Source organism: Acetobacter cibinongensis, assembly GCF_000963925.1.
GTDB lineage: Bacteria > Pseudomonadota > Alphaproteobacteria > Acetobacterales > Acetobacteraceae > Acetobacter > Acetobacter cibinongensis.
Genome location: NZ_BAMV01000016.1, coordinates 138,953 through 160,044, shown reverse-complemented (window position 1 = coordinate 160,044; position 21,092 = coordinate 138,953). Strand labels below are relative to the sequence as shown.

At 54.1% G+C, this 21,092-nt stretch carries 18 protein-coding genes; all 18 read right to left on the bottom strand.

The features are described 5' to 3' along the window. Positions 1 to 1,468: 1,468 nt before the first annotated feature. Positions 1,469 to 2,231 (bottom strand): IS5 family transposase gene (locus Abci_RS09115; protein ID WP_146806837.1). Its coding sequence is split into 2 segments (ribosomal slippage): positions 1,469 to 1,898 and positions 1,897 to 2,231, totalling 765 coding nucleotides; the frame shifts between segments, so codons are not numbered across the junction. Positions 2,232 to 2,434: 203 nt separating this feature from the next. Continuing rightward, positions 2,435 to 3,118, bottom strand: coding sequence for an ABC transporter ATP-binding protein (locus Abci_RS09110; RefSeq protein ID WP_048838840.1), 684 nt, complete (start codon positions 3,116 to 3,118; stop codon positions 2,435 to 2,437). Continuing rightward, a complete protein-coding gene (locus Abci_RS09105; RefSeq protein ID WP_048838839.1) occupies positions 3,111 to 4,358 on the bottom strand; it encodes a lipoprotein-releasing ABC transporter permease subunit in 1,248 nt (415 codons plus the stop codon). Before Abci_RS09105 ends, Abci_RS09110 begins: the two co-directional genes overlap by 8 nt. A gap of 2 nt (positions 4,359 to 4,360) precedes the next feature. After that, positions 4,361 to 5,677, bottom strand: a complete 1,317-nt coding sequence (gene proS / locus Abci_RS09100; protein WP_048838838.1) for a proline--tRNA ligase — start codon at positions 5,675 to 5,677, stop codon at positions 4,361 to 4,363. Positions 5,678 to 5,830: 153 nt separating this feature from the next. After that, the gene (locus Abci_RS09095; protein ID WP_048838837.1) at positions 5,831 to 7,477 is read right to left on the bottom strand and encodes a ribonuclease J; all 1,647 of its coding nucleotides are present in this window, start codon (positions 7,475 to 7,477) and stop codon (positions 5,831 to 5,833) included. A gap of 8 nt (positions 7,478 to 7,485) precedes the next feature. Further along, positions 7,486 to 8,298, bottom strand: coding sequence for a type III pantothenate kinase (locus tag Abci_RS09090; protein ID WP_048838836.1), 813 nt, complete (start codon positions 8,296 to 8,298; stop codon positions 7,486 to 7,488). After that, entirely contained in the window at positions 8,282 to 9,043 is a 762-nt protein-coding gene (locus Abci_RS09085) for a biotin--[acetyl-CoA-carboxylase] ligase (RefSeq protein ID WP_048838835.1), read from the bottom strand. The genes Abci_RS09090 and Abci_RS09085 overlap by 17 nt, the downstream gene beginning before the upstream one ends. Before the next feature lie 9 nt (positions 9,044 to 9,052). Next, the gene (gene nuoN, locus Abci_RS09080) at positions 9,053 to 10,504 is read right to left on the bottom strand and encodes an NADH-quinone oxidoreductase subunit NuoN (RefSeq protein ID WP_048838834.1); all 1,452 of its coding nucleotides are present in this window, start codon (positions 10,502 to 10,504) and stop codon (positions 9,053 to 9,055) included. A gap of 61 nt (positions 10,505 to 10,565) precedes the next feature. Continuing rightward, entirely contained in the window at positions 10,566 to 12,506 is a 1,941-nt protein-coding gene (gene nuoL, locus Abci_RS09075; RefSeq protein ID WP_048838833.1) for an NADH-quinone oxidoreductase subunit L, read from the bottom strand. 8 nt (positions 12,507 to 12,514) lie between these two features. Then, a complete protein-coding gene (gene nuoK / locus Abci_RS09070) occupies positions 12,515 to 12,838 on the bottom strand; it encodes an NADH-quinone oxidoreductase subunit NuoK (RefSeq protein ID WP_048838832.1) in 324 nt (107 codons plus the stop codon). Beyond that, a complete protein-coding gene (locus Abci_RS09065; protein WP_048838831.1) occupies positions 12,835 to 13,548 on the bottom strand; it encodes an NADH-quinone oxidoreductase subunit J in 714 nt (237 codons plus the stop codon). The genes nuoK and Abci_RS09065 overlap by 4 nt, the downstream gene beginning before the upstream one ends. Before the next feature lie 37 nt (positions 13,549 to 13,585). Continuing rightward, positions 13,586 to 14,074 (bottom strand): NADH-quinone oxidoreductase subunit NuoI, encoded by a 489-nt coding sequence (gene nuoI / locus Abci_RS09060; protein WP_048838830.1) that lies wholly within the window; start codon positions 14,072 to 14,074, stop codon positions 13,586 to 13,588. 2 nt (positions 14,075 to 14,076) lie between these two features. Next, positions 14,077 to 15,102, bottom strand: coding sequence for an NADH-quinone oxidoreductase subunit NuoH (nuoH, locus tag Abci_RS09055; RefSeq protein WP_048838829.1), 1,026 nt, complete (start codon positions 15,100 to 15,102; stop codon positions 14,077 to 14,079). A 6-nt stretch (positions 15,103 to 15,108) separates the two neighbouring features. After that, on the bottom strand, positions 15,109 to 17,184 hold the full coding sequence (gene nuoG / locus Abci_RS09050) for an NADH-quinone oxidoreductase subunit NuoG (protein ID WP_048838828.1): 2,076 nt from the start codon (positions 17,182 to 17,184) through the stop codon (positions 15,109 to 15,111). Between the two features lie 4 nt (positions 17,185 to 17,188). Then, entirely contained in the window at positions 17,189 to 18,517 is a 1,329-nt protein-coding gene (gene nuoF / locus Abci_RS09045; protein WP_048838827.1) for an NADH-quinone oxidoreductase subunit NuoF, read from the bottom strand. An 11-nt stretch (positions 18,518 to 18,528) separates the two neighbouring features. Further along, a complete protein-coding gene (locus Abci_RS09040) occupies positions 18,529 to 19,173 on the bottom strand; it encodes a complex I 24 kDa subunit family protein (RefSeq protein ID WP_048838826.1) in 645 nt (214 codons plus the stop codon). Continuing rightward, positions 19,170 to 20,453, bottom strand: a complete 1,284-nt coding sequence (locus Abci_RS09035) for an NADH-quinone oxidoreductase subunit D (protein WP_048838825.1) — start codon at positions 20,451 to 20,453, stop codon at positions 19,170 to 19,172. Before Abci_RS09035 ends, Abci_RS09040 begins: the two co-directional genes overlap by 4 nt. Further along, positions 20,450 to 21,076 (bottom strand): NADH-quinone oxidoreductase subunit C, encoded by a 627-nt coding sequence (locus Abci_RS09030; protein WP_048838875.1) that lies wholly within the window; start codon positions 21,074 to 21,076, stop codon positions 20,450 to 20,452. The genes Abci_RS09035 and Abci_RS09030 overlap by 4 nt, the downstream gene beginning before the upstream one ends. Positions 21,077 to 21,092: the final 16 nt, after the last annotated feature.

The following is a 21,092-nucleotide window of genomic DNA, read 5'->3' as shown; positions in this document are numbered from 1 at the left end:
TTCAAGTTCTCTGTTTAGTTTAGTTGCTTCCGGCCCAAAAACTGGTTCACGTTCACGCCATATCCCACCGGTTTCCGAGTTCCAAAGATGCTCGAACTCAAAGCCAACAATACCAGCCCCTCGACAAGATCCTTGAACTGATCGGTACAGAAAATAAAGATTGGATCATCTGAACACCGAAACATGAATGGAGCTTTTACTATTTTTTCAGGATCAAACATAAACTTATTAATATCCGACCAATACGTTAGCATTGGTGTTATAATTCTATCTCCTTTCATTTCATCTTCTAAAGTACAATCGTACCCGACATAGCTTTTAACAAACCAGTAAATTCTTTCACCAAGCTGCACAGGAAGAAAATCTGCAACATTTTTACAATAAGGCTCTAATATAGATTTTGCCTTCTCACTGACAACAAATTTTGACCCAAAAAAAACAAATACATCGACATCGTAAGTGTTTCTACTTATTTTTCAAGGATATATTTCCCATTCTTCTTTTTTTATCTTATCAATATTATTGATAAAATTAGTTCTCATTTTTTCTCTATTAAGAAATATATTTCCATACTGAAGGCCACCATTTATTATATAAACGTTTGATGGTCTCATATTTATTCTCCCCCCCTTTTTTTAGGTCAATAATGCCCAACGCGAGTACCATTGTTTCCTGCAATTTTATAGAATAGCTGTCACCACTTTCCCTCACAAAACCTAAGCCAAACTTTAAAAGTTTTTTGACGAACTGTAGCTCGACCTGTCAAAAAAATAGCCGTAGAAGATGCTTCTATATTGATATCGGACATCAAATTATTTACGAGCTCAGCATAACATGCCTGAGTATCTAAACCACTATGCACGAAGGGTGCAGCAGCGTTCCCCGCACAAGGCACGTCCGTACAGCCGGATCATCTTCACGCGAAGGTTCGTTTCGTCAATGAACACTAGGCATTCCGGATCTCGGTCAAGCTGGAAATCAAATCACTCCTCTCGTCGTTTCATGACGTCCTCCTACTCCAGTGCATGAGCGGTTTTTTGAATATTCTCCGTGGTGCCGCACACAGCCACTAAGCATACTGCGACCCATCTCGATGAGCCGTTCGCTTTTCAAACGCGCCGTCATTTCGTGAAGCGTGATGTCTTTCTGCGCTTCGATCGTGCCGACAATGAACGCTTCATGCTCGTCCAGCCATGGCCTGCGCGGCTTGCTCAAGCGACGGGGCGTCAGCTACCGCTATCCTCCTCACGCCGGAGACCGGATCGTTGTTGCAATCCCAACATCGAACCGCGCCGCAATCGAGCGAACTGACGCTCCCCTAACTCCGGCCTCCAGAACCCGCTTCCAAATATCGTCACTCAATGCGCGCGCCACCACTGTCCCCATCAACGAAAACGGTCAATCACATCACGCCTCTACTGTCACCTTTTCGATTAAGAGTTCAGCGGAACAGCTCTAGGCTCAGGACTCATTCTTTGAGATAGAAGATGAAGGATGCGGCGATGTGGATTGCGGACATGAAGGTATGAGCGCACCGGTCATATCGGGTCGCAACACGTCGCCAGTCGTTCAGCTTTGCGAACATGTTGTCGATCAGATGGCGCTTCTTATACAGATGCCAGTCGTAAGGTGGCTTTGATTTCCTGCTCTTCTTCGGCGGAATACAGGCAGTGATGTTCCGGTCTGCGAGAGATTGCCTGATTGTATTGCTGTCGTATCCCCGATCACCGATGACTTCCTCTGTCTCATCCGGCAGGTCTGCGAGCAGAAAATTAGCGCCTTTGAAATCACTGACCTGTCCAGCAGCCAGATGAAGGCGGACAGGGCGTCCCTGTCCATCACATATGGCATGGAGTTTTGAGTTCAGTCCGCCTTTTGTCCGCCCGATATGGCGGGGAAAAGCCCTTTTTGAGCAGGGACGCTGCCGTTCTATGCGCTTTGAGGTGTGTTGCATCAATCATCAGGCGTTTCGAACGGCCTGCCTGTTCTGTCAGCCCGACGAAGATCCGGTCAAAGACACCGAGGCGGCTCCCCCGGATGAAGCGATTATACAAAGTCTTGTGCGGACCATACGCTTTCGGAGCGTCTTTCCACTGAAGGCCGTTGCGGATTACATAAACGATCCCGCTCAGAACACGACGGTCGTCCACTCGTGGCACACCATGCGCAAGAGGGAAAAACGGCTTGATCCTCTCCATCTGCTGCTCAGAAAGCAAAAACACGTCACTCACAGGCTCAATCTCCACCGGTAAACCTGTGAATCACAACACTCTGCTCAGTTCAATGAATCAATAAGTCCTGAACCTAACGATGTTCTTGATTTCGATAGCAATACTATTGCGTCTTATTTTGGGTGCCCACGTATTCAGGTTACCTAAAATCCAGCCCATCTTGTTCACGCCTGTGTGCACAAGATACAGGGCCGAATCGTTTTTTACCGCGAGACGATCAAACCATCCTGCAAAGTGATGACACGATCCATACGGGCCAGTAGCTCTTCATTATGGGTTGCCACCAACGCAGCCAGCCCCTTGCCACGTACGGCTGCTAGCAGTTCGTCAAATACGCCATCGGCCGTACGGACGTCCAGATTACCCGTTGGCTCATCCGCCAGCAGCAGGGCAGGATTATTGGCAAACGCACGGGCAATAGCCACGCGCTGTTGCTCCCCACCAGACAGCTTGCCCGGTAAATGTTTAACGCGGTGGGATAAACCAAATAGGCCCAGCAGGTCCTGAGCTTTGCTACGTGCCTCTGCCTTGCGCACACCGGCTATCATTTGCGGCAACATCACATTTTCCTGCGCTGTGAATTCTGCCAGGAGATGATGAAATTGATACACAAAGCCTATCTGGTCACGCCGCAGCGCTGTACGGCCTGCATCGGCCATGCCGTGCGTATTCTGACCGCAGATTTCCACCGTGCCCTCATCTGGCGTATCGAGCAGACCCGCCAAATGGAGCAGTGTGGATTTTCCGGTACCAGAGGGAGCAACCAGTGCAACCAGCTCTCCCGCATGCAGGGTAAAATCCGCCCCTTGTAGAATGGGAAGCGACCCATCCTCCCCGCTTTGGTAGGTTTTTTTTACGCCTGAAAGGCGCAGGACCACATCACTCATGACGCAGGGCCTCCACTGGGTCCGTGCGGGCAGCACGCCAGGATGGATAAAGGGTTGCCAGAAGAGACAGCGTGAGCGCCATTGCAATAACTTCACCCACCTGTGTCCAAACCAGTTTGGCAGGCAGATGTGTCAGATAATACACTTCCGGATTGAACAGGTTGGTACCGGTAAGAGACTGAAGCACTTGGCGAATACGCTCAATATTGAGACAAAAAACAACGCCCAGCAACGTGCCTGCAACTGTGCCCGTTACTCCTACGGATGCACCGCACATCAGGAAAATACGCATAATGGCACCACGGCTGGCACCAATGGTCCGTAGAACAGCAATATCGCCTGTTTTGTCCTTCACCATCATGATGAGAGACGAAATAACGTTAAAGGCTGCCACAAGGATAATCAGTGCCAGGATAAGAAACATGACATTCTGTTCCACCTGCACCGCGCCAAACAGGGCATTATTGGCATTGGTCCAGTCCAGCACCCGCAGGCCGGGATCTCCCACCGCGTTTACAATACGCATGGTGACAGGGCGAATATTCTGGGCATCCTGCACCATGACCTGAATTTGGGTCACTTTATCAGGCATCTGGAAATAGACTTGGGCCGCGTGCATGGGCAGAAAGACATAACTTGCGTTGTAGTCATTCACACCCGCGTCAAAAATAGCCACGATATGATAGGCGCGCACACGCGGCACTGTACCAAATGCCGTTGCGGCCCCCTCCGGTGAGACCAGAGTAATACGTGAGCCAATGCTCAGCCCTGCGCGGGATGCCAGCGTGACGCCTACAGCCACAGCATCATCGCCCTGAAAATCATCTAGAGAGCCTGCAATAAGGGAAGAACTGACAGACTTGAGGTCCAGCAGCCCCTGCTTGGTCATGCCATGCACAACCCCACCGGAATTGAACGACCCTGCACTGAGCAGAACCTGACCTTCAACCAATGGCGTAGCACTGATGACACCCTGCACCTTTTTTACCCGGTCCGTCACCTCCTCATAGTGAGAGATGGTACGGCCCGCGCCGTAAATGCTCAGGTCTCCATTCAGACCAAGGATGCGGTCCATCAGGTCTGCCTGAAACCCGTTCATCACCGCCATGACGATGATGAGTGTGGCCACCCCGAGCGCAATCCCGACCAGCGAGAAAATAGCAATAACAGAGACAAAGCGCTCCCCGCGCCTTGCCCGCAAGTAGCGGCCTGCTATGGCGCGCTCAAAGGGGCCAAACATGTTCAGCCTGCCAGAACCAGAGCCAGCGCATCATCCACGCTCAGGTCGTGGCGCTCACCTGTGGCACGGCGCTTCAGTTCGACGCGACCTTCTTTAGCGCTCCGTGGGCCAACCACAATTTGCCAAGGATGGCCCATCAGGTCAGCATCAGCAAACTTGGCACCGGCACGATCTGTGCGGTCATCGTACAGAAATGCTTCTGTGTTGGTGTTGTAAATCTGCTCACACAGGGCATCACAGGTTTCATCACCAACTTTCAGGTTCAGGATAGCAGCTTTGAACGGCGCTACCGCATCTGGCCAGATAATCCCGTTTTCATCATGGCTGGCTTCAATAAGGGCACCTGCCAGACGGGAGACCCCAATGCCGTAAGACCCCATTTCAGGGTAAACCTGTGTGCCGTCTGGGCCGACGACGCTGACATCCATTGCCTTGGTATATTTGGTACCAAAGTGGAAAATATGCCCGACCTCAACCCCGCGCCCTTCCCGGCGGCGGTCTTCAGGCACGGCATCCCATGCAGCGGTATCGTGCATTTCGTCCGTGGCGGCATAAGGTGTTGTCACACGCTCGTAAAAGGCTTCCAGCTCACGCTGGCTGTTCACATCAACGGGGGCGTCCAGCCAATCCTGATCTTCAAGCGCGGCATCGTAAAACACGCCGCTTTCCCCGGTGGGGGCCAGAATCAGGAATTCGTGGCTCAGTTCACCACCGATTGGGCCGGTATCGGCACGCATAGGCACAGCCCGCACACCCAGACGCTGGAAGGTGCGCAGGTAAGCCAGCATCATGCGGTGATAGCTTGCAACGGCACTCTTATAATCCAGATCAAAGCTGTAGGCATCTTTCATCAGGAATTCGCGGCCCCGCATTACACCAAAGCGCGGGCGGACTTCATCACGAAATTTCCACTGAATATGGTACAGAACCTGTGGCAGGTCTTTGTAAGACTTCACACCCTGCCCGAACAGGTCTGTGATCATTTCCTCGTTGGTTGGTCCGTACAGCAAGTCACGCTTGTGGCGGTCCTGAATACGCAGCATTTCCGGGCCGTAGGCGTCATAACGGCCTGAACGCTTCCAAAGATCAGCGGACTGAAGCGTAGGCATAAGCACTTCCTGCGCGCCAACACGGTCCTGCTCTTCCCGCACGATCTGGCTGATATTGCGCAGAACCCTGAGCCCTGCGGGCAACCACGCATAGATACCAGAGGCTGTCTGGCGGATAAGGCCAGCCCGCAACATCAGGCGGTGCGAGACAATCTGGGCTTCTGCCGGATTTTCTTTAAGCGTGGGAAGGAAACTGCGCGAAAGACGCATGGTTATGCTCAGCCTTGTCTGGAAGCGGCTCAGGAAAGAGCCGCAGAAAAATACTATGTGGAATGTTCTGCTCTAAAACACTGTAGCCATAAAGAAAACCCGCGCAAAGCGGGCTTCCTTTTTTACAGCGTCTTCTGTTGGGTGGAGGCTGCGTCAGACGCGCAGCACATGCACGTCCACCAGCGGGCGTTTTTGCAGTTTACGCCCTAAGGCACGACGCAGGGCCGTTTTGGCTGCATCGCGGAAGGATTGATCATCGCCCCGCAATTCATCGGGAATGACATCAATGGCGTTCGCAAACTCTTCGCGCACGCGCACACTCTCCAGATCGTCTGGCTCAAGCAGGCCGGGGGCGCTGATTTTGGGTTCGCCAATCACGAAGCCTTCGTCATCCACGGCAAAGCTGGCAATCACCACACCATTGAACAGCATTTTACGGCGAGCAGCCAGCACACCACCATTCATGGGCAGCAGACGCCCTGCATCCAGCGCCAGACGGCCACTGGGGGCGGTATCCACCACTTCTGCCTTGCCGGGAGCAAGGCGAAGAATATCGCCATCTTCCAGCAGAATAGGCGTAATGCCCTTGTCCTGCGCCAGTGCCGCATGAGCCGTCAGATGCCGCCACTCACCATGAACCGGCACGGCAAACTGCGGACGCACCAGATCATACATGGCCTGTACGTCATCACCGGTCGCGTGGCCGGACACATGCACGAAATGCTCTTTATCGGTAATAACGCGCACGCCGCGACGTGACAAATTATCCTGCACCGCCATGATGGCCCGTTCGTTACCGGGAATCATACGGCTGGAATAAATAACGGTATCACCTTCACCCAGGGAAATATTCGGGTGAATATCGAGCGAGATACGAGACAGGGCAGAACGTGGTTCACCTTGGCTGCCGGTGATGATCATTACAATCTGATCGTCTGGCAGGTCATTCACGTCCTGCTCAGTCAGGAACGGCAGTACGCCGGACAGATACCCACATTCGCGCGCTGAGACGTCCAGATTACGCAGGGAACGCCCGACCAAAACAACCGTGCGCCCCGCAGACTGGGCCGCCATGGCAATGCTTTCCACGCGCGCCACGTTGGACGCAAAGCATGTTACGGCAATACGCCCTTTAAGGCTGCTGATAAGGTCCGTCATGCTCCGGCGCACTTCAGCTTCCGACTGGGACGGACCAGATTTCATGACGTTGGTGCTGTCACACACCAGCGCCAGCACGCCTTCATCACCCACCTCTTTCAGGCGTTTGGTGTCAGTGGGCGGGCCTACCAGTGGGTCAGGGTCAAGCTTCCAGTCACCAGTATGCACCACAACGCCAGCGGGCGTACGCAGCACAACAGCCTGTGCTTCCGGCACAGAATGGGTAACGGGAATGAATTCCAGATTGAACGGCCCGACATCAAACGTCCCGCCACACGGGATGGTATGAATAGGAACCTCGTTCAGCAACCGGGCTTCACCCAGCTTGCGCCGCAGGACGGAGCCTGCAAACGGGGTGACATAAACCGGGCACTGAAGGAGTGGCCATATATGCGCTACAGCCCCAATATGGTCTTCATGCGCGTGGGTAATAACCAAGCCGGCCAACTGGTCACGGCGCTCAACAATAAAGGTGGGGTCTGGTACCAGAATTTCAGCTTCGGGCGTATCATTGCCACTAAAACCAATACCACAATCTATCGCCAGCCAGGTTTCACCCAGACGATAGAGGTTAAGATTCATGCCGATCTCGCCCGTTCCACCCAAGGGCAGAAAGGCGAAATCGCCGGTCTGTTCAGTCATTCGTTTAACTATCCTTCTGTCAAAAGATCTTTTTCTGGTGTGAGACGCGGCAAGGGATTCCGCCCCGCCAATATCCGCAGCCCGTTTAGGGTCAGCATTGAATCCACATGGTCAAAGACCGTCGTTCCTTCTGAGAAGAGCGGAGCCAGACCACCGGTTGCGAGCACTTTCATATCCTGCCCGACCTCCTTCCTGATCCTCTCAACGATCCCCTCAATCAAACCAACATACCCCCAGAAAACCCCTGAGCGCATGGCTGTGACAGTGTTACGCCCGATAACGGAATCAACCACTGGACGCCCCACACCAATACGTGGCAGCCGTGCTGCCGCCTGATGGAGGGCTTCAACAGATAGATTGATGCCTGGTGCAATAACGCCGCCGCAATAATTCCCTTCTGCATCGACCACATCAAAGGTCGTAGCCGTCCCGAAATCTATGACCGTCAACCGCCCACCATAGAGATGGTGTGACGCAAGTCCATTTAAAAGACGGTCCACCCCAACTTCGTCAGGATTATCCATCTTGATGGCAAAACCCCAGTCCAACCGTGCTGAGGCCAGAAGCGGCTCAACCGCAAACCACTGGCGGCATAGGGTACGCAAATGATAGAGCGCCGCTGGCACAACTGTCCCTATAACCGCGCCCTCAATATCATTGGCAGAAATACCCTGCATTTTCAGCAGGGCCAGAAGCCAGACCGCATATTCGTCAGACGTGCGTTGGGCCTGCATGGTAATACGCCATGTACCCAGCCATTTAGCGCCATCATACACAGCAAACACAACATTGGTGTTTCCAGCATCAATGACGAGCAGCACCGCCGACCTCCTGTGATGATAGCAGGATGTCCCCTGTTGCTATCATTTTCATTCCATTTTCCGTTTCAAGCAGGAGCCGCCCATCGGGGGCTAATCCTGCAAAGAGACCCTGTTCATAAGTAGTCCCGCCCTTTACCACAAGAGGCGTGCCAACAGGATGTGCCCTTGAAAGCCATTCTGAACACAAAACAGAGAAGCCCTGCTCTGCCCAGACCGCACACCAATGGGACATCTGGCGTAAGATAGCCTCCGCCACATAGCGGGGTTCCGGGATGCCGTAATGCGCCAGAGAGGCAGCTTGCCGACCGAGAGTTTCTGCATCCGGTGCCTGTGCCAGATTAGCCCCCATCCCGATAACAAGGGACTGCCCATCCTGCTCTATCAGAATACCGCCCAGCTTCTGCCCACTGAGCAAAATATCGTTGGGCCATTTGATGCTCAGACAAGCCCGGGCAGTAGGAACGACTTCCGCCAGCCCCTCGTAAAACGCCAGGGAGGCAACAAAAGGCCACCCGCCAAGAGCTTTGTCAGGAATACAACCGGCATCCAGCGTCATGGAGAGAGCAAGGCTTTGGCCGGGGTCAACCCATTGACGCCCGCGGCTACCCCGCCCTTTGGTCTGGCGGAGGGCCAGAAGCGCCAAGCCCGGTGGCTCTCCAGCGCGTACACGCTCCATACAGACATCCGAGGTCGAAGTCAGTTCATCGTAACATTCCAACCGCCATGGCGGACAAACTGCCTTCATTCCCTCTCCTTACCCAACCAGCGCCTGTGCTGCGTGTTGGGCTACAGTCATAAGCGGACCAAGCGCCAGAATAAAGAGCACTGTCGCTGCACTCATACCTCCGGTTACAAACAACAGAGTGGTGGCCGGTGGGTCAAATGCTTCTGCGCTCTCTTCAAAATACAACACTTTGACAATCCGCAGATAATAATAAGCTCCCACAATGCTGGACAGAGCGCCAATGGCAACCAGCGCGTAAAGATGTGACTGCCAAGCAGCGGCGAACACCATGAACTTGCCAAAAAAACCGGCAAGAGGTGGCACACCGATCATACTGAACATGAAAATAGCCAAAGCCGCTGCAAGGCCAGGCTCCCTACGCCCCAGCCCGGCCAGATCAGCTATTGTTGTCACCTCATGCCCTTTACGCTGCATGGTGGCGATGACGGCAAAAACACCTGCGTTCATGACCAGATAGGCCGCCAGATAAATGAGCGTAGCGCGCACCCCAGCCGCTGAGGCTGAGGCGAGCCCCATCATGGCGTAGCCCATATGCCCAATGGAGGAATACGCCATAAGCCGTTTGATATCTGTTTGAGGGATAGCCGCCAGCGCTCCATAAACCATGGACAGCAGTGAGACGACTTCCACCAGAATTTGCCAGCGTGGCGCCATGGTGCCGAATGGCCCTGTCATAACCCGCAGAAACAGCGCAAACGCCGCAAATTTGGGGGCACTGGCCATGTAAGCTGTAACGGGCGTTGGTGCGCCCTGATACACATCGGGCGTCCACATATGAAAAGGCACAGCGGATAACTTGAAGCACAGCCCGACAACAACAAAAACTATCCCGACCATCAGGCCAAGCGGAGGGCTTTCTTCACTGCCAATAGCGGTCAGCAGGCCAGCATAATCCATAGTGCCAGCGTAACCGTAAATCAGGGACATGCCATAGAGCAGCAAGCCTGATGCCAGCGATCCAAGCACAAAATATTTCAGCCCGGCTTCAGAAGACCTGACGTTATCCCGCTCCAACGCACACAGAATGTAGATGGAGAGTGAGGACAACTCCAGCCCCACAAACAAGGTCATCAGGTTGCCGGAAGACGCCATGATCATGGCGCCCAGCGTGGAGAACAACATGAGAATGGGTGTTTCAAAGGGCAGCGGAGCGTGCGTGCCGCGTGCCTCCCCTTGGTAGCCAACCGTTACCACCGTTGCCAGCAATCCGCCGACAAGGGCAAGCTCCTTCATGAAGCGCGCAAAGCTGTCATTAACAAACGTGCCCGCATAAGCCACACCATCGGGTGAAAGTGCGACCAGAAACCCGCACCCTATAAACGCCGCGATTGTCAGCGTGGCACAGGAGAAAAACCCCTCCCCGCGCTTTTGCAGCACACCAATGACCAGAATAAGCAGGCCGGACAGCGCCAGGCCAATTTCCGGAATTGCCAGAGACCAGTTTACTGCATTGGGGGTCATTGGGCAGCGCTCCGTCCGTAACCGATATGAGAGGAAAACTGTGAAGGCATGATTTTCCTCCCTAACCGCACAAAGCCACAGTAAGAAGCACCACAAGGCCAGCCAGCATGGTAAACGCATAAATGGCTATTGAGCCGGTTTGCATCCGGACAGCCTGCGCCGCACTTTGAGACGTCAGACGAACCAGATCCCGAGGGAGGCCCTCTACTGCGCCTTCTTCACCATTTTTCCACAGTGCCCGTGCAATGGCTTTGTAGGGTCTGACAAAAATAAAGCCGTAAAGCTCGTCAAAATACCATTTGTTGAGCAAAAACACATAAAGTGGGCGGAAAGCACTTGCCATTTGCGCAGGCAGGCGTGGTGCCATGCTGTAGAAGACGTAGGCCACAGCTATGCCAGCAAGTCCGGCCAAAGACGGCATAAGGCCGATAATGGACGGAACATGCTCAAAGTTTTCCATGATCCGGTTATCGGGCGCATTGAAAATTGCACCATGCCAGAACAATACCTGCCCTTCCCCAATATAGAAGGGTGCCAGAATAATACCCGCAATCACCGCACCGAGTGAGAGAACAACCAGAGGCAGGCTCATGCTAAGAGGGCTTTCGTGCGCAGCGTCTCGCGCAGCCACATTGGCGGGGCTTCCATGAAAAACCAGAAGAAGCAGGCGCCAGCTGTAAAATGCGGTGATAAACGCTGTGACTGTACCCAGCACCCAGGCGTAATGACTCATACCGGTCTGGGTAGCCCAAAGAGCGTTGAGAATGGCGTCTTTTGACCAGTAGCCCGCGAACGGAAACACACCAGCCAACGCCAGACTACCTACCCACATGGCACCGTATGTCAGGGGCAGTTTTTTCCAGAGCCCGCCCATACGGAACATGTTCTGCTCATCATGCATGGCGTGAATAACCGAGCCTGCGCCCAGAAACAGCAAGGCTTTGAAAAAGGCATGCGTTGTCAGATGAAAGACTGAGGCCTGGTAAGCCCCCACGCCAACGGCAGCAAACATATAACCAAGCTGCGAGCAGGTGGAGTAAGCAATGGTGCGTTTGATATCCGGCTGCACCATACCCACGGTTGCGGCAAAAAAGCAGGTTGTTGCGCCAATGAAAATAATGAAATTCCGTGTCACCGGCGCAAATTCCAGTAATGGAGAGACCCGCGCCATGAGGAACACTCCGGCGGTCACCATTGTTGCTGCATGAATAAGGGCGGATACGGGGGTCGGCCCTTCCATGGCATCTGGCAACCAAGTGTGCAGAAACAATTGGGCCGATTTACCCATAGCCCCGATGAACAGCAGGAGAGAGATAAGTTCCACCAAGCTGACGGACGTGCCAAGCACCGTATAATCACTGCCCAGAACATGCGGTATGGACGCGAAAATGGCATCGTACTGCACAGTGTGGAAGAGCACGTAAATCAGGCCGATACCGACCAGAAAAAACAGATCAGCAACACGGTTGACTACAAATGCCTTGATGGCAGCCGCCGTAGCGGCAGGCCGGTCGTACCAGTAACCGATGAGCAGATAACTGGCCAACCCCACCCCTTCCCAACCGAAAAACAGTTGCACAAGGTCGTTGGAAGAGACCAGCATGAGCATGGCGAAGGTAAACAGGGAAAGATAAGCAAAAAACCGGTAAACCGGCATGGTTTCATGGCTCATATAGCCAAGGCTGTAGCAATGCACGAGCAATGAGACACTCAGTACCATAGCCGTCATGGTAACGGACAATGTATCAAAGCGCAGCATCCAGCGTGCCTCAAAGCCACCGGCGTTGATCCAGTCTGAGACCAGCAGCGCATGAGGCGCAAAGCCTGAGCTCCAGCCGTGACACAGAGCCAGTATGCCGCACACGGTAGCAACCGCCATGCAGACCAGCGTGACAAGCTTTGCCAGACTATCGCCAATCAGGCGACCGCCCAGCCCTGCAATACCCGCCCCCGCAAGAGGTAGAAAAATTGCCGCGGCAAACAGGTGAAGATCGGTTTGCATGGTGGTGCTCACCCCTTCATCATCGTGGCGTCTTCAACCTGAATGGAGCCACGGTTGCGGAAATAGACAGTAACGATAGCCAGACCAATGGCGGCCTCTGCTGCGGCAATGGTCAGAACGAAAAGCACCATGACCTGACCTGACAAATCTCCATGCGCAGACGAAAACGCGACAAAATTGAGATTGGCCGCCAGCAGGATAAGTTCCATGGACATGAGAATGATGATGACGTTTTTACGGTTCAGGAAAATCCCAAACACGCCCAGCACCAGCATGGCAGCACTCACAACAAGATAGGGCATAAGCCCGATGGGGGCGATTGCCGAGGTCATACCTCTTCCTCCCTTTTCTCTGCCTCTATCATCCCGCCTGAGGCGTAGGAGCCGGGCACTGAAGTTTCATGATACGACTGATGCGGGCGCAGAAAACCACCCTGAGCCGAGACACTCGCCCCAAGGGGGGCATCTACAAGTTCAAGCGTGTCCGCCGGAGTGCGGGCATGTTGCCGGTCAATAATCTGGCGTCGGCCCATACCGGTATCCCGCAGGGTGAGCACGATTGCACCGACCATGGCAACCAGCAGGACCAGACCGCAGGCCTGAAACAGCAGCACATAATGGGTATAGATCAGTGTGCCCAAAGCGGCCGTATTGGTAAGGCCGGGCGCACCGGTCAGCGGCGCTATGGTGGAAGCAGGCACCATCTTCCAGTCACTGAAAGCCATGATGAGTTCAAAAAACAGAACTCCCCCCACGCAAGCGCCAAGTGGCGCGTAATGCTGCAAGCCTTCCCGCATTTTTGTGAAGTCTATATCCAGCATCATGACGACGAACAGGAAGAGAACTGCCACCGCGCCCACGTAAACGATGACCAGCAACATGGCCAGAAACTCAGCGCCCGCGACCAGAAAAAGACCTGCTGCGTTAAAAAAAGCCAGAATAAGAAAAAGCACCGAATGCACAGGGTTTCGCGCACTTATGACCATAACCGCTGAAACCAGAAGCACCGTTGCAAAGACGTAAAAAACAAGCTGCGGTATCATCTATTTCTCTCCTGCCCTGCCATAACCTGCGCACCCTTCAGCGGTACGGCGCGTCAAGTTCCAGACGCCGGGCCAGCAAGGCTTCCCAGCGGTCTCCATTCGCGAGCAGTTTGTCCTTGTCGTACAACAGCTCTTCACGTGTTTCGGTCGCAAATTCGTAGTTTGGGCCTTCTACAATGGCATCCACCGGGCACGCTTCCTCACATAGACCGCAGTAAATGCACTTGGTCATGTCAATGTCGTAGCGCGTTGTGCGGCGAGAACCATCATCACGTTCTTCGGCGTCAATGGTTATGGCCTCGGCAGGGCATGTTGCCTCACACAGTTTGCAGGCAATGCAGCGCTCCTCTCCATTAGGATAGCGGCGTAAAGCGTGCTCCCCTCTGAAACGGGGCGAGAGAGGCCCTTTTTCATAAGGGTAGTTGATGGTGGCTTTCGGCTGAAACATCATTTTGAATGTGGCTGCCATACCGGCGGCAAGCTCTACCAGCAGGAAGGAGCGCAAAGTGTTTTTAAAAGTCTTCATAATCAAACACCCCCAACCTGCGGCAGCAAACCTGTGGCCATGAGAAAGGCAGCCGTTGCGATCATCCACACGAGCGACAACGGCAGGAACACCTTCCAGCCAAGACGCATCAACTGGTCATACCGAAAGCGCGGGAATGTGGCGCGCACCCAGATAAACACGAACAGGCAGAACAGGATTTTGAAAACCAGCCAAAGCGGCCCCGGCACCCATGTAAAAGGCGCAAGCCCCAGAGGAGGAAGCCAGCCACCAAGAAACAGAATACTCACCATGGACGACATAAGGATCATGTTTGCGTATTCGCCAAGGAAGAACAGCCCGAATGCCAGTGACGAATACTCAACAAAAAACCCGGCCACTAACTCGCTCTCGCCTTCTGGCAAGTCGAATGGCGCGCGCCCCGTTTCTGCCAACGCTGAAATGAAGAACACGATAAACATGGGAAACATGGGCAGACAGAACCAGATATGGCGCTGCGCCAGCACAATATCGTTCAGATTCAGGCTACCAACAGCCAGCAACACTGACACGATAATCAGGCCTATGGACACTTCGTAAGAGACCATCTGCGCAGCCGAGCGCATGGCCCCCATAAAGGCGTATTTGGAGTTGGATGCCCAACCGGCAATGATAATGCCGTAAACACCCAGAGATGAAATTGCCAGCAGGTACAGAATACCCACATTGATATTGGCAACAGCCAACCCATTACCCGTAGGGATAACCGCCCAAGCCACCATGGCCAGAGAGAAGGTCAGGAACGGCGCAAACAGGAACAGGGCACGATTAGCCCCGGCGGGAATAACCGTTTCCTTGAAAATCATCTTGATGGCGTCTGCAAACGCCTGCAACAGACCAAACAGGCCATTCACGTTAGGACCACGGCGGCGCTGCATGGCCGCCATGACCTTACGTTCCATAAGGGTAAGATACGCAACGCCCAGAAGCAGCGGCACCAGAACGGCCAGCGTTTCCAGCACCATCAGGATAATCTGGCCAGCCAGCGTGTGATAAAAGAAATACGCCATGGGCCTCTACTCCGCTGCTACGGCAGCGTGTGCCGAGCCGTACACGCGGGAACATTCCGCCATGGTGGGACTGGCACGGCTTATCGGGTTGGTCTGATAATAGTCCGCAATCACGGCCCGGAAGGGATAGCCCGTCAGATCCGATAATATCGGATTGTCTACACCAACCCGCCCTAACAGGCGGTCGGATGTTGCTCCGCCCCCAGTTGCAAAGATGGGGTTCAACTCTGCCATTCGCGCCCGCACCCCGTCCTGAGTGTCATAAGGCAACGTGTGCCCAACCACTTCAGAAAAGGCACGTATAATGCGCCAGTCTTCCTTGGCCTGACCCGGCGGGAAAATAGCCCTGAAGGCCCGCTGCACACGCCCTGCGGTGTTAACGTATGTGCCGGGTTTTTCGGTATAAGCCGCGCCTGGAAGGATTACATCCGCCCGCGCAGCAGCAGCGTCACCATGATGGCCTTGATAGACCACAAAAGTTTCTGGCCCTATTTTCTCTAACGGAAAATCATCGGCACCGAGCAGCCAGAGCACTTCCACGCCGTTACGGAGCATGTTGGTGCCCGCCAAGCCACGCTGGCCCGGCAAAAAACCGAGGTCCAGACCCGCTACACGCGATGCTGCCGTATGCAGAATGTTAAAACCGTTCCAGCCCTCCGCACAGGCACCCACCTGCTGCGCCAAACTATAAGCGGCTGTATAAATAGCTTTTGCATCCGGACGGGTTAAAGCGCCGTGCCCTACAATAATCATGGGTCGTTTGGCGTTTTTAAGCACGTCCGCAAAAGCATGTGATCCATCCAGAAGAGTTTTCAGGCCTTCTGGCCCGTCTCCCAGTGTTTCCACCGGATAGGTCAGATCACTTGTCGGCACACCGAGTGTAGCAACTGGAAATTTGCCGCGCCCGCTCCGTAAAAACCGTTTACGAATACGCGCATTGAGCACAGGAGCCTCATGCCGTGGGTTTGTCCCGATCAGCAACAGGGCATCGGCATCGTCAATACCGCTAATATCGCTATTAAACAGGTAACCGGAGCGCTGCGAGGTGTCATACCACGCGCCATCCTGACGGCAGTCTATATTGGCAGAGCCAAGTGCGGTCATGAGGTCTTTAAGGGCGCACAAACTTTCTGCGTCACAAAGGTCTCCCGCAAGAGCACCAATGCGCTCACCCGGCACGCCTTCCAGCCTGCGGGCAAGAGAAACAAATGCTTCCTGCCAGGAGGCCTTGTGTAACTTGCCATGCACGCGCACCCAAGGGTGATCGAGCCGTCTGCGTTTAAGACCATCAATAGAGAAACGGCCTTTATCTGACAGCCACTCTTCATTCACAGCATCATTGACACGCGGGACAATCCGCATCACCTCGCCGCCACGGGCCTGTATCTGGATGTTTGTGCCCACAGCATCCATGACATCTATGCTATCTGTCTTTTTATATTCCCATGAGCGGGCCCGGAAAGCCGATGGTTTGGCGGTCAACGCACCCACGGGGCAAATATCAATAAGATTGCCGGAAAGCTCAGACGTCAGGGCTTTTTCGACATAGGTTGTGATCTCCGCATTTTCCCCACGCGAGACCATGCCAAGTTCTGGTGTGCCAGCCACCTCGGTCGTGAAACGGACGCAGCGTGTGCATTGAATGCAGCGCGTCATGACCGTTTTAACCAGTGGCCCCAGGTCTTTGTCCGTTACAGCACGCTTGGCTTCCTGATACCGGGACACACCAGTGCCATAGCCGTAAGCCTGGTCCTGCAAGTCACACTCGCCGCCCTGATCGCAAATGGGGCAATCCAGCGGGTGATTGATAAGCAGGAACTCCATGACCGCTCTGCGGGCACGGCGTACAACCTCGGTATCCGTCAGGATTTCCATACCGTCCGCAACCGGAAAACCGCAGGACGCAACGGGCTTGGGGGCGCGTACGACCTGCACAAGGCACATACGGCAGTTACCCGCAACAGACAGCCGCTCATGGTAGCAGAAGCGAGGTATTTCCTTACCTGCGGCTTCACAGGCCTGGAGAGCGCTTGAACCGGGCGGCACATCAACTGGCGTGCCATCAACAATGACCCTGACCATAATTTTACTCCGCTGCTACGGGCATGGTCTGGGCTGGCACCTGAACAAGTCCGGTGCTGCCCAAAGCAGCCTTATAGTGCTGGATACGGGCTTCCATTTCAGGCCTGAAATGCCGGATAAGCCCTTGAATAGGCCATGCCGCAGCATCCCCCAGCGCACAGATGGTATTGCCTTCCACCTGCCGGGTGACCTGCTCTAACAGGTCAATTTCCTCCAACTCTGCGCGCCCCTGCACCATGCGGTCCATCATGCGCATCATCCACCCGGTCCCTTCCCGGCAGGGTGTGCACTGGCCACAGCTTTCGTGTTTGAAAAAGCGGGAGAAGCGGGCAATTGCCTCAATGATATCGGTCGAACGATCCATCACAATCATGCAGGCAGTGCCCAACCCGGAGCGTTCGGCACGCAGGCTGTCGTAGTCCATCAAAACAGTTTCACAGACCGATTTTGGAAGCACCGGCACGGAACACCCGCCCGGAATAACAGCCAGAAGATTGTCCCATCCACCGCGCACACCGCCACCGTGTTTTTCGACAATCTCTTTGAGCGGAACGCCTAGCTCTTCCTCAAACACGCATGGTGTATTTACATGCCCGGAAATAGCCATGAGCTTGGTTCCAGCGTTATTGGGACGCCCCAAACTGGAAAACCACGCCCCGCCACGCCGCAAAATGGTTGAGGCAACCGCAATACTTTCCACGTTATTGACGGTAGTGGGGCACCCATAAAGCCCGACACCCGCAGGGAATGGTGGCTTCATGCGGGGTTGGCCTTTTTTACCTTCAAGGCTTTCCAGCAACGCTGTCTCTTCGCCACAAATATAGGCACCGGCACCACGATGGATATAGAAATCAAAATCCCAGCCGGTATCAGCAGCATTGGGACCAAGAAGTCCTGCTGCGTAGGCTTCATCCACCGCATATTGCAGATGCTCTGCTTCACGGAAAAACTCGCCACGAATATAAATATAGGCTGCGTGCGCCCCCATAGCAAAAGACGCGATAAGAGCGCTTTCTATTAACTTATGAGGCTCGTGCCGCATGACCTCACGGTCTTTGCAGGTGCCGGGTTCTGATTCGTCCCCATTAATGACCAGATAACTTGGGCGGCCATCCGACTGCTTTGGCATAAAAGACCATTTAAGCCCGGTGGGAAACCCTGCGCCACCACGCCCGCGCAAGCCGGAAGCTTTCATTTCCGCCAAAATGGCATCCCGCCCTTTGGCAAGAATAGCTGCGGTGTCGTGCCAATCCCCACGCTGGCGGGCACCGGCCAGTTTCCAGTCATTTTGACCGTATAGATTTGTAAAAATACGGTCTTTGTCCTGCAACATACCCGTCCCTCCTACTGCGTGACTGAAGGTGTTGGGCCTGCTGTTTCCAGCAGGGTTTTGCGCCCACCTTCCGGCGCGGAGCCATTACGGTTTATGGCTGGCCCAGGCGGCGGTCTGGTTCCGTCCCGCAACGCAGCAATCAGAGCTTCAGTGCTGGACGCATCCATATCTTCATAGAAATCATCATCAACTTGCAAAATGGGCGCATTCGAGCATGCCCCCAGACACTCAACCTGCGTCAGGGTAAACAGTCCATCCTGACTGGTTTCGCCAAAACTGGTGATACCAGTTGCTTTTTTGCAAGCCTGCGTCACATCATCAGAACCACGTAACCAGCATGGTGTGGTGGTGCAGACCTGCAAATGATAGCGGCCGATCGGTTGCGTGTTGAACATGGTGTAAAAGGACGCAACTTCATAAACACGGATGGCTGCCATCTCCAGCCTCTGTGCTATCTCGTCCATCGCAACGAGTGGTATCCAGGCGCTTCCGGTCATCCGGCCCATCTGCCTTTGCGCAATGTAGAGCAAAGGCATGACGGCACTAGCTTTGCGTGCGGGGGGATATTTGGCCAGAACCGTTTGAATTTCAGCTTCTGACGCCGCATCAAAAGAAAAACTCTCCGGCTGCTCAGCCGGTTTCCAAGATGATGTCAACGGTCAACCTCCCCGAACACAAGATCGAGCGAGCCAAGAACAGCTACCATATCCGCCAGCATGGCGCGGCGGGACAACTCATCCAGCGCTTGCAAATGAGCAAAGCCTGTTGGGCGTATTTTACAGCGGTAAGGCCTATTGCTGCCATCAGCTACCAGATACACCCCAAACTCGCCTTTCGGACTTTCCACTGCTGTATAGGTTGCTCCGGGCGGCACGTGATAGCCCTCGCTATACAATTTGAAGTGATGGATGAGCGCTTCCATTGAGCGCTTCATTTCCGCACGCGGTGGTGGTGCAAATTTGGGGTCCTGCACCTTCACCGCACCCGGACGCATCATGGCAAGGCACTGCGTAATAATCTTGACGCTTTCTCGCATTTCCTGAATGCGCACCAGATAGCGGTCATAACAGTCACCTTGCCGGGTTACTGGCACTTTAAAATCAACCTTATGGTAATTGTCGTAAGGCTGACTGCGCCGCAGGTCCCATGGCACACCGGAAGCACGCAAACATGGGCCACTGAACCCCCATGCCAAAGCCTGTTCTGACGTAAAAATCCCAATACCGACTGTACGCTGTTTCCAGATACGGTTTTCTGTCAGCAAGCCTTCCAGCTCATCAATCCAGGCCGGAAATTCTCTGGACCAGATGCCAATGCGGTCTTCCAGTTCCGTCGGAATATCACGCGCAACGCCACCAGGCCGGAAGTAATTGGCATGGAACCGAGCCCCTGAAGCGGCTTCATAAAACTCCAGCAACTTCTCGCGCTCTTCATATCCCCACAAAGCGGGGGTGACTGCACCACAGTCCAGGCCCATCGCGGTAATATTGAGAATATGGTTGAGAATACGGGTGATTTCCGCAAAGAGCACCCGCAGCCATTTAGCGCGTTCCGGAATATCAATCCCCAGGAGTTTTTCTGTAGCCAGAGCAAAAGCCTGCTCTTCACACATCGGGGAGGCATAATCCAGCCGGTCAAAATATGGCAGGGCTTTCTGATAGCTTTTATATTCTATCAGCTTTTCCGTACCCCGATGGAGCAGCCCGATATGCGGGTCTGCGCGGGCTACCACCTCGCCTTCCAGTTCCAGCACAAGCCGGAGCACCCCGTGCGCTGACGGATGTTGCGGACCAAAGTTGAGTTTATGCGAGTCAAACTCCACAATCCGCCTAGGCGCACCCCCTTCAACCTGCTGATCAGGCAAAAGGGTTTCAGGAATATCCTGCTTCAGGAGTGTCTCAACGGACCTGTCAGGGGCGTTCTGAAACTCTGTCATCCACGGGCCCTCTTGATACCTTGCCTGACCTCATGGGCTTTTTCATCACCCGGCAGCGTGAGCATTCCCTCCCACGGCGACACGAAATCAAAATCTCTGAAATCCTGTGTCAGAGAAACAGGTTCTTTTACGACCTGACGTTTCTCAACATCGTACCGCACTTCCTCATACCCAGTCAGAGGGAAGTCTTTGCGGAGAGGGAAATCTTCAAAACCGTCATCTGTTAGAATACGGCGCATATCTGGCTGACCAGAAAACACCACGCCGAACAGATCATAGCATTCACGCTCCCACCATGTAGCACTTGGCCACAGATGGTGAACTGATGGCACGGGCGTGGTCTCATCCGTTGTGACGATAACGCGAATACGGTGGTTATGCGTGACCGAGAGCAGATTATAAACCACATCAAACCGCTCTGGCCTGCTGAGATAATCTACACCGCATAGGTCCATAAGCTGCTCAAACCGGTAGCGTGGGTCATCCCGCAGTTGGGTCAGGAGAGTAAGCAACCGCTCACGCGTGGTTTTTACAACCAATTCGCCTTTTTCTACTGCCGCCATATGGATGTCGGGCAAGGATGTTGCCAGCGTAAACGCCATGGCACCAACCTGCCCCTGCATGCGGGACGCCTGCAGT

Coding starts and splice junctions, on each gene's coding strand:
- nuoH (WP_048838829.1), bottom strand. CDS start 15,102: ATGGCGTATTTCTTTTATCACACGCTGGCTGGCCAGATTATCCTGATG.
- nuoL (WP_048838833.1), bottom strand. CDS start 12,506: ATGCAAACCGATCTTCACCTGTTTGCCGCGGCAATTTTTCTACCTCTT.
- Abci_RS09065 (WP_048838831.1), bottom strand. CDS start 13,548: ATGATACCGCAGCTTGTTTTTTACGTCTTTGCAACGGTGCTTCTGGTT.
- Abci_RS09095 (WP_048838837.1), bottom strand. CDS start 7,477: ATGACTGAACAGACCGGCGATTTCGCCTTTCTGCCCTTGGGTGGAACG.
- nuoK (WP_048838832.1), bottom strand. CDS start 12,838: ATGACCTCGGCAATCGCCCCCATCGGGCTTATGCCCTATCTTGTTGTG.
- nuoI (WP_048838830.1), bottom strand. CDS start 14,074: ATGAAGACTTTTAAAAACACTTTGCGCTCCTTCCTGCTGGTAGAGCTT.
- Abci_RS09085 (WP_048838835.1), bottom strand. CDS start 9,043: ATGAAGGCAGTTTGTCCGCCATGGCGGTTGGAATGTTACGATGAACTG.
- nuoF (WP_048838827.1), bottom strand. CDS start 18,517: ATGTTGCAGGACAAAGACCGTATTTTTACAAATCTATACGGTCAAAAT.
- nuoN (WP_048838834.1), bottom strand. CDS start 10,504: ATGACCCCCAATGCAGTAAACTGGTCTCTGGCAATTCCGGAAATTGGC.
- Abci_RS09035 (WP_048838825.1), bottom strand. CDS start 20,453: ATGACAGAGTTTCAGAACGCCCCTGACAGGTCCGTTGAGACACTCCTG.
- proS (WP_048838838.1), bottom strand. CDS start 5,677: ATGCGTCTTTCGCGCAGTTTCCTTCCCACGCTTAAAGAAAATCCGGCA.
- Abci_RS09110 (WP_048838840.1), bottom strand. CDS start 3,118: ATGAGTGATGTGGTCCTGCGCCTTTCAGGCGTAAAAAAAACCTACCAA.
- Abci_RS09030 (WP_048838875.1), bottom strand. CDS start 21,076: ATGCAGGGGCAGGTTGGTGCCATGGCGTTTACGCTGGCAACATCCTTG.
- Abci_RS09105 (WP_048838839.1), bottom strand. CDS start 4,358: ATGTTTGGCCCCTTTGAGCGCGCCATAGCAGGCCGCTACTTGCGGGCA.
- nuoG (WP_048838828.1), bottom strand. CDS start 17,184: ATGGTCAGGGTCATTGTTGATGGCACGCCAGTTGATGTGCCGCCCGGT.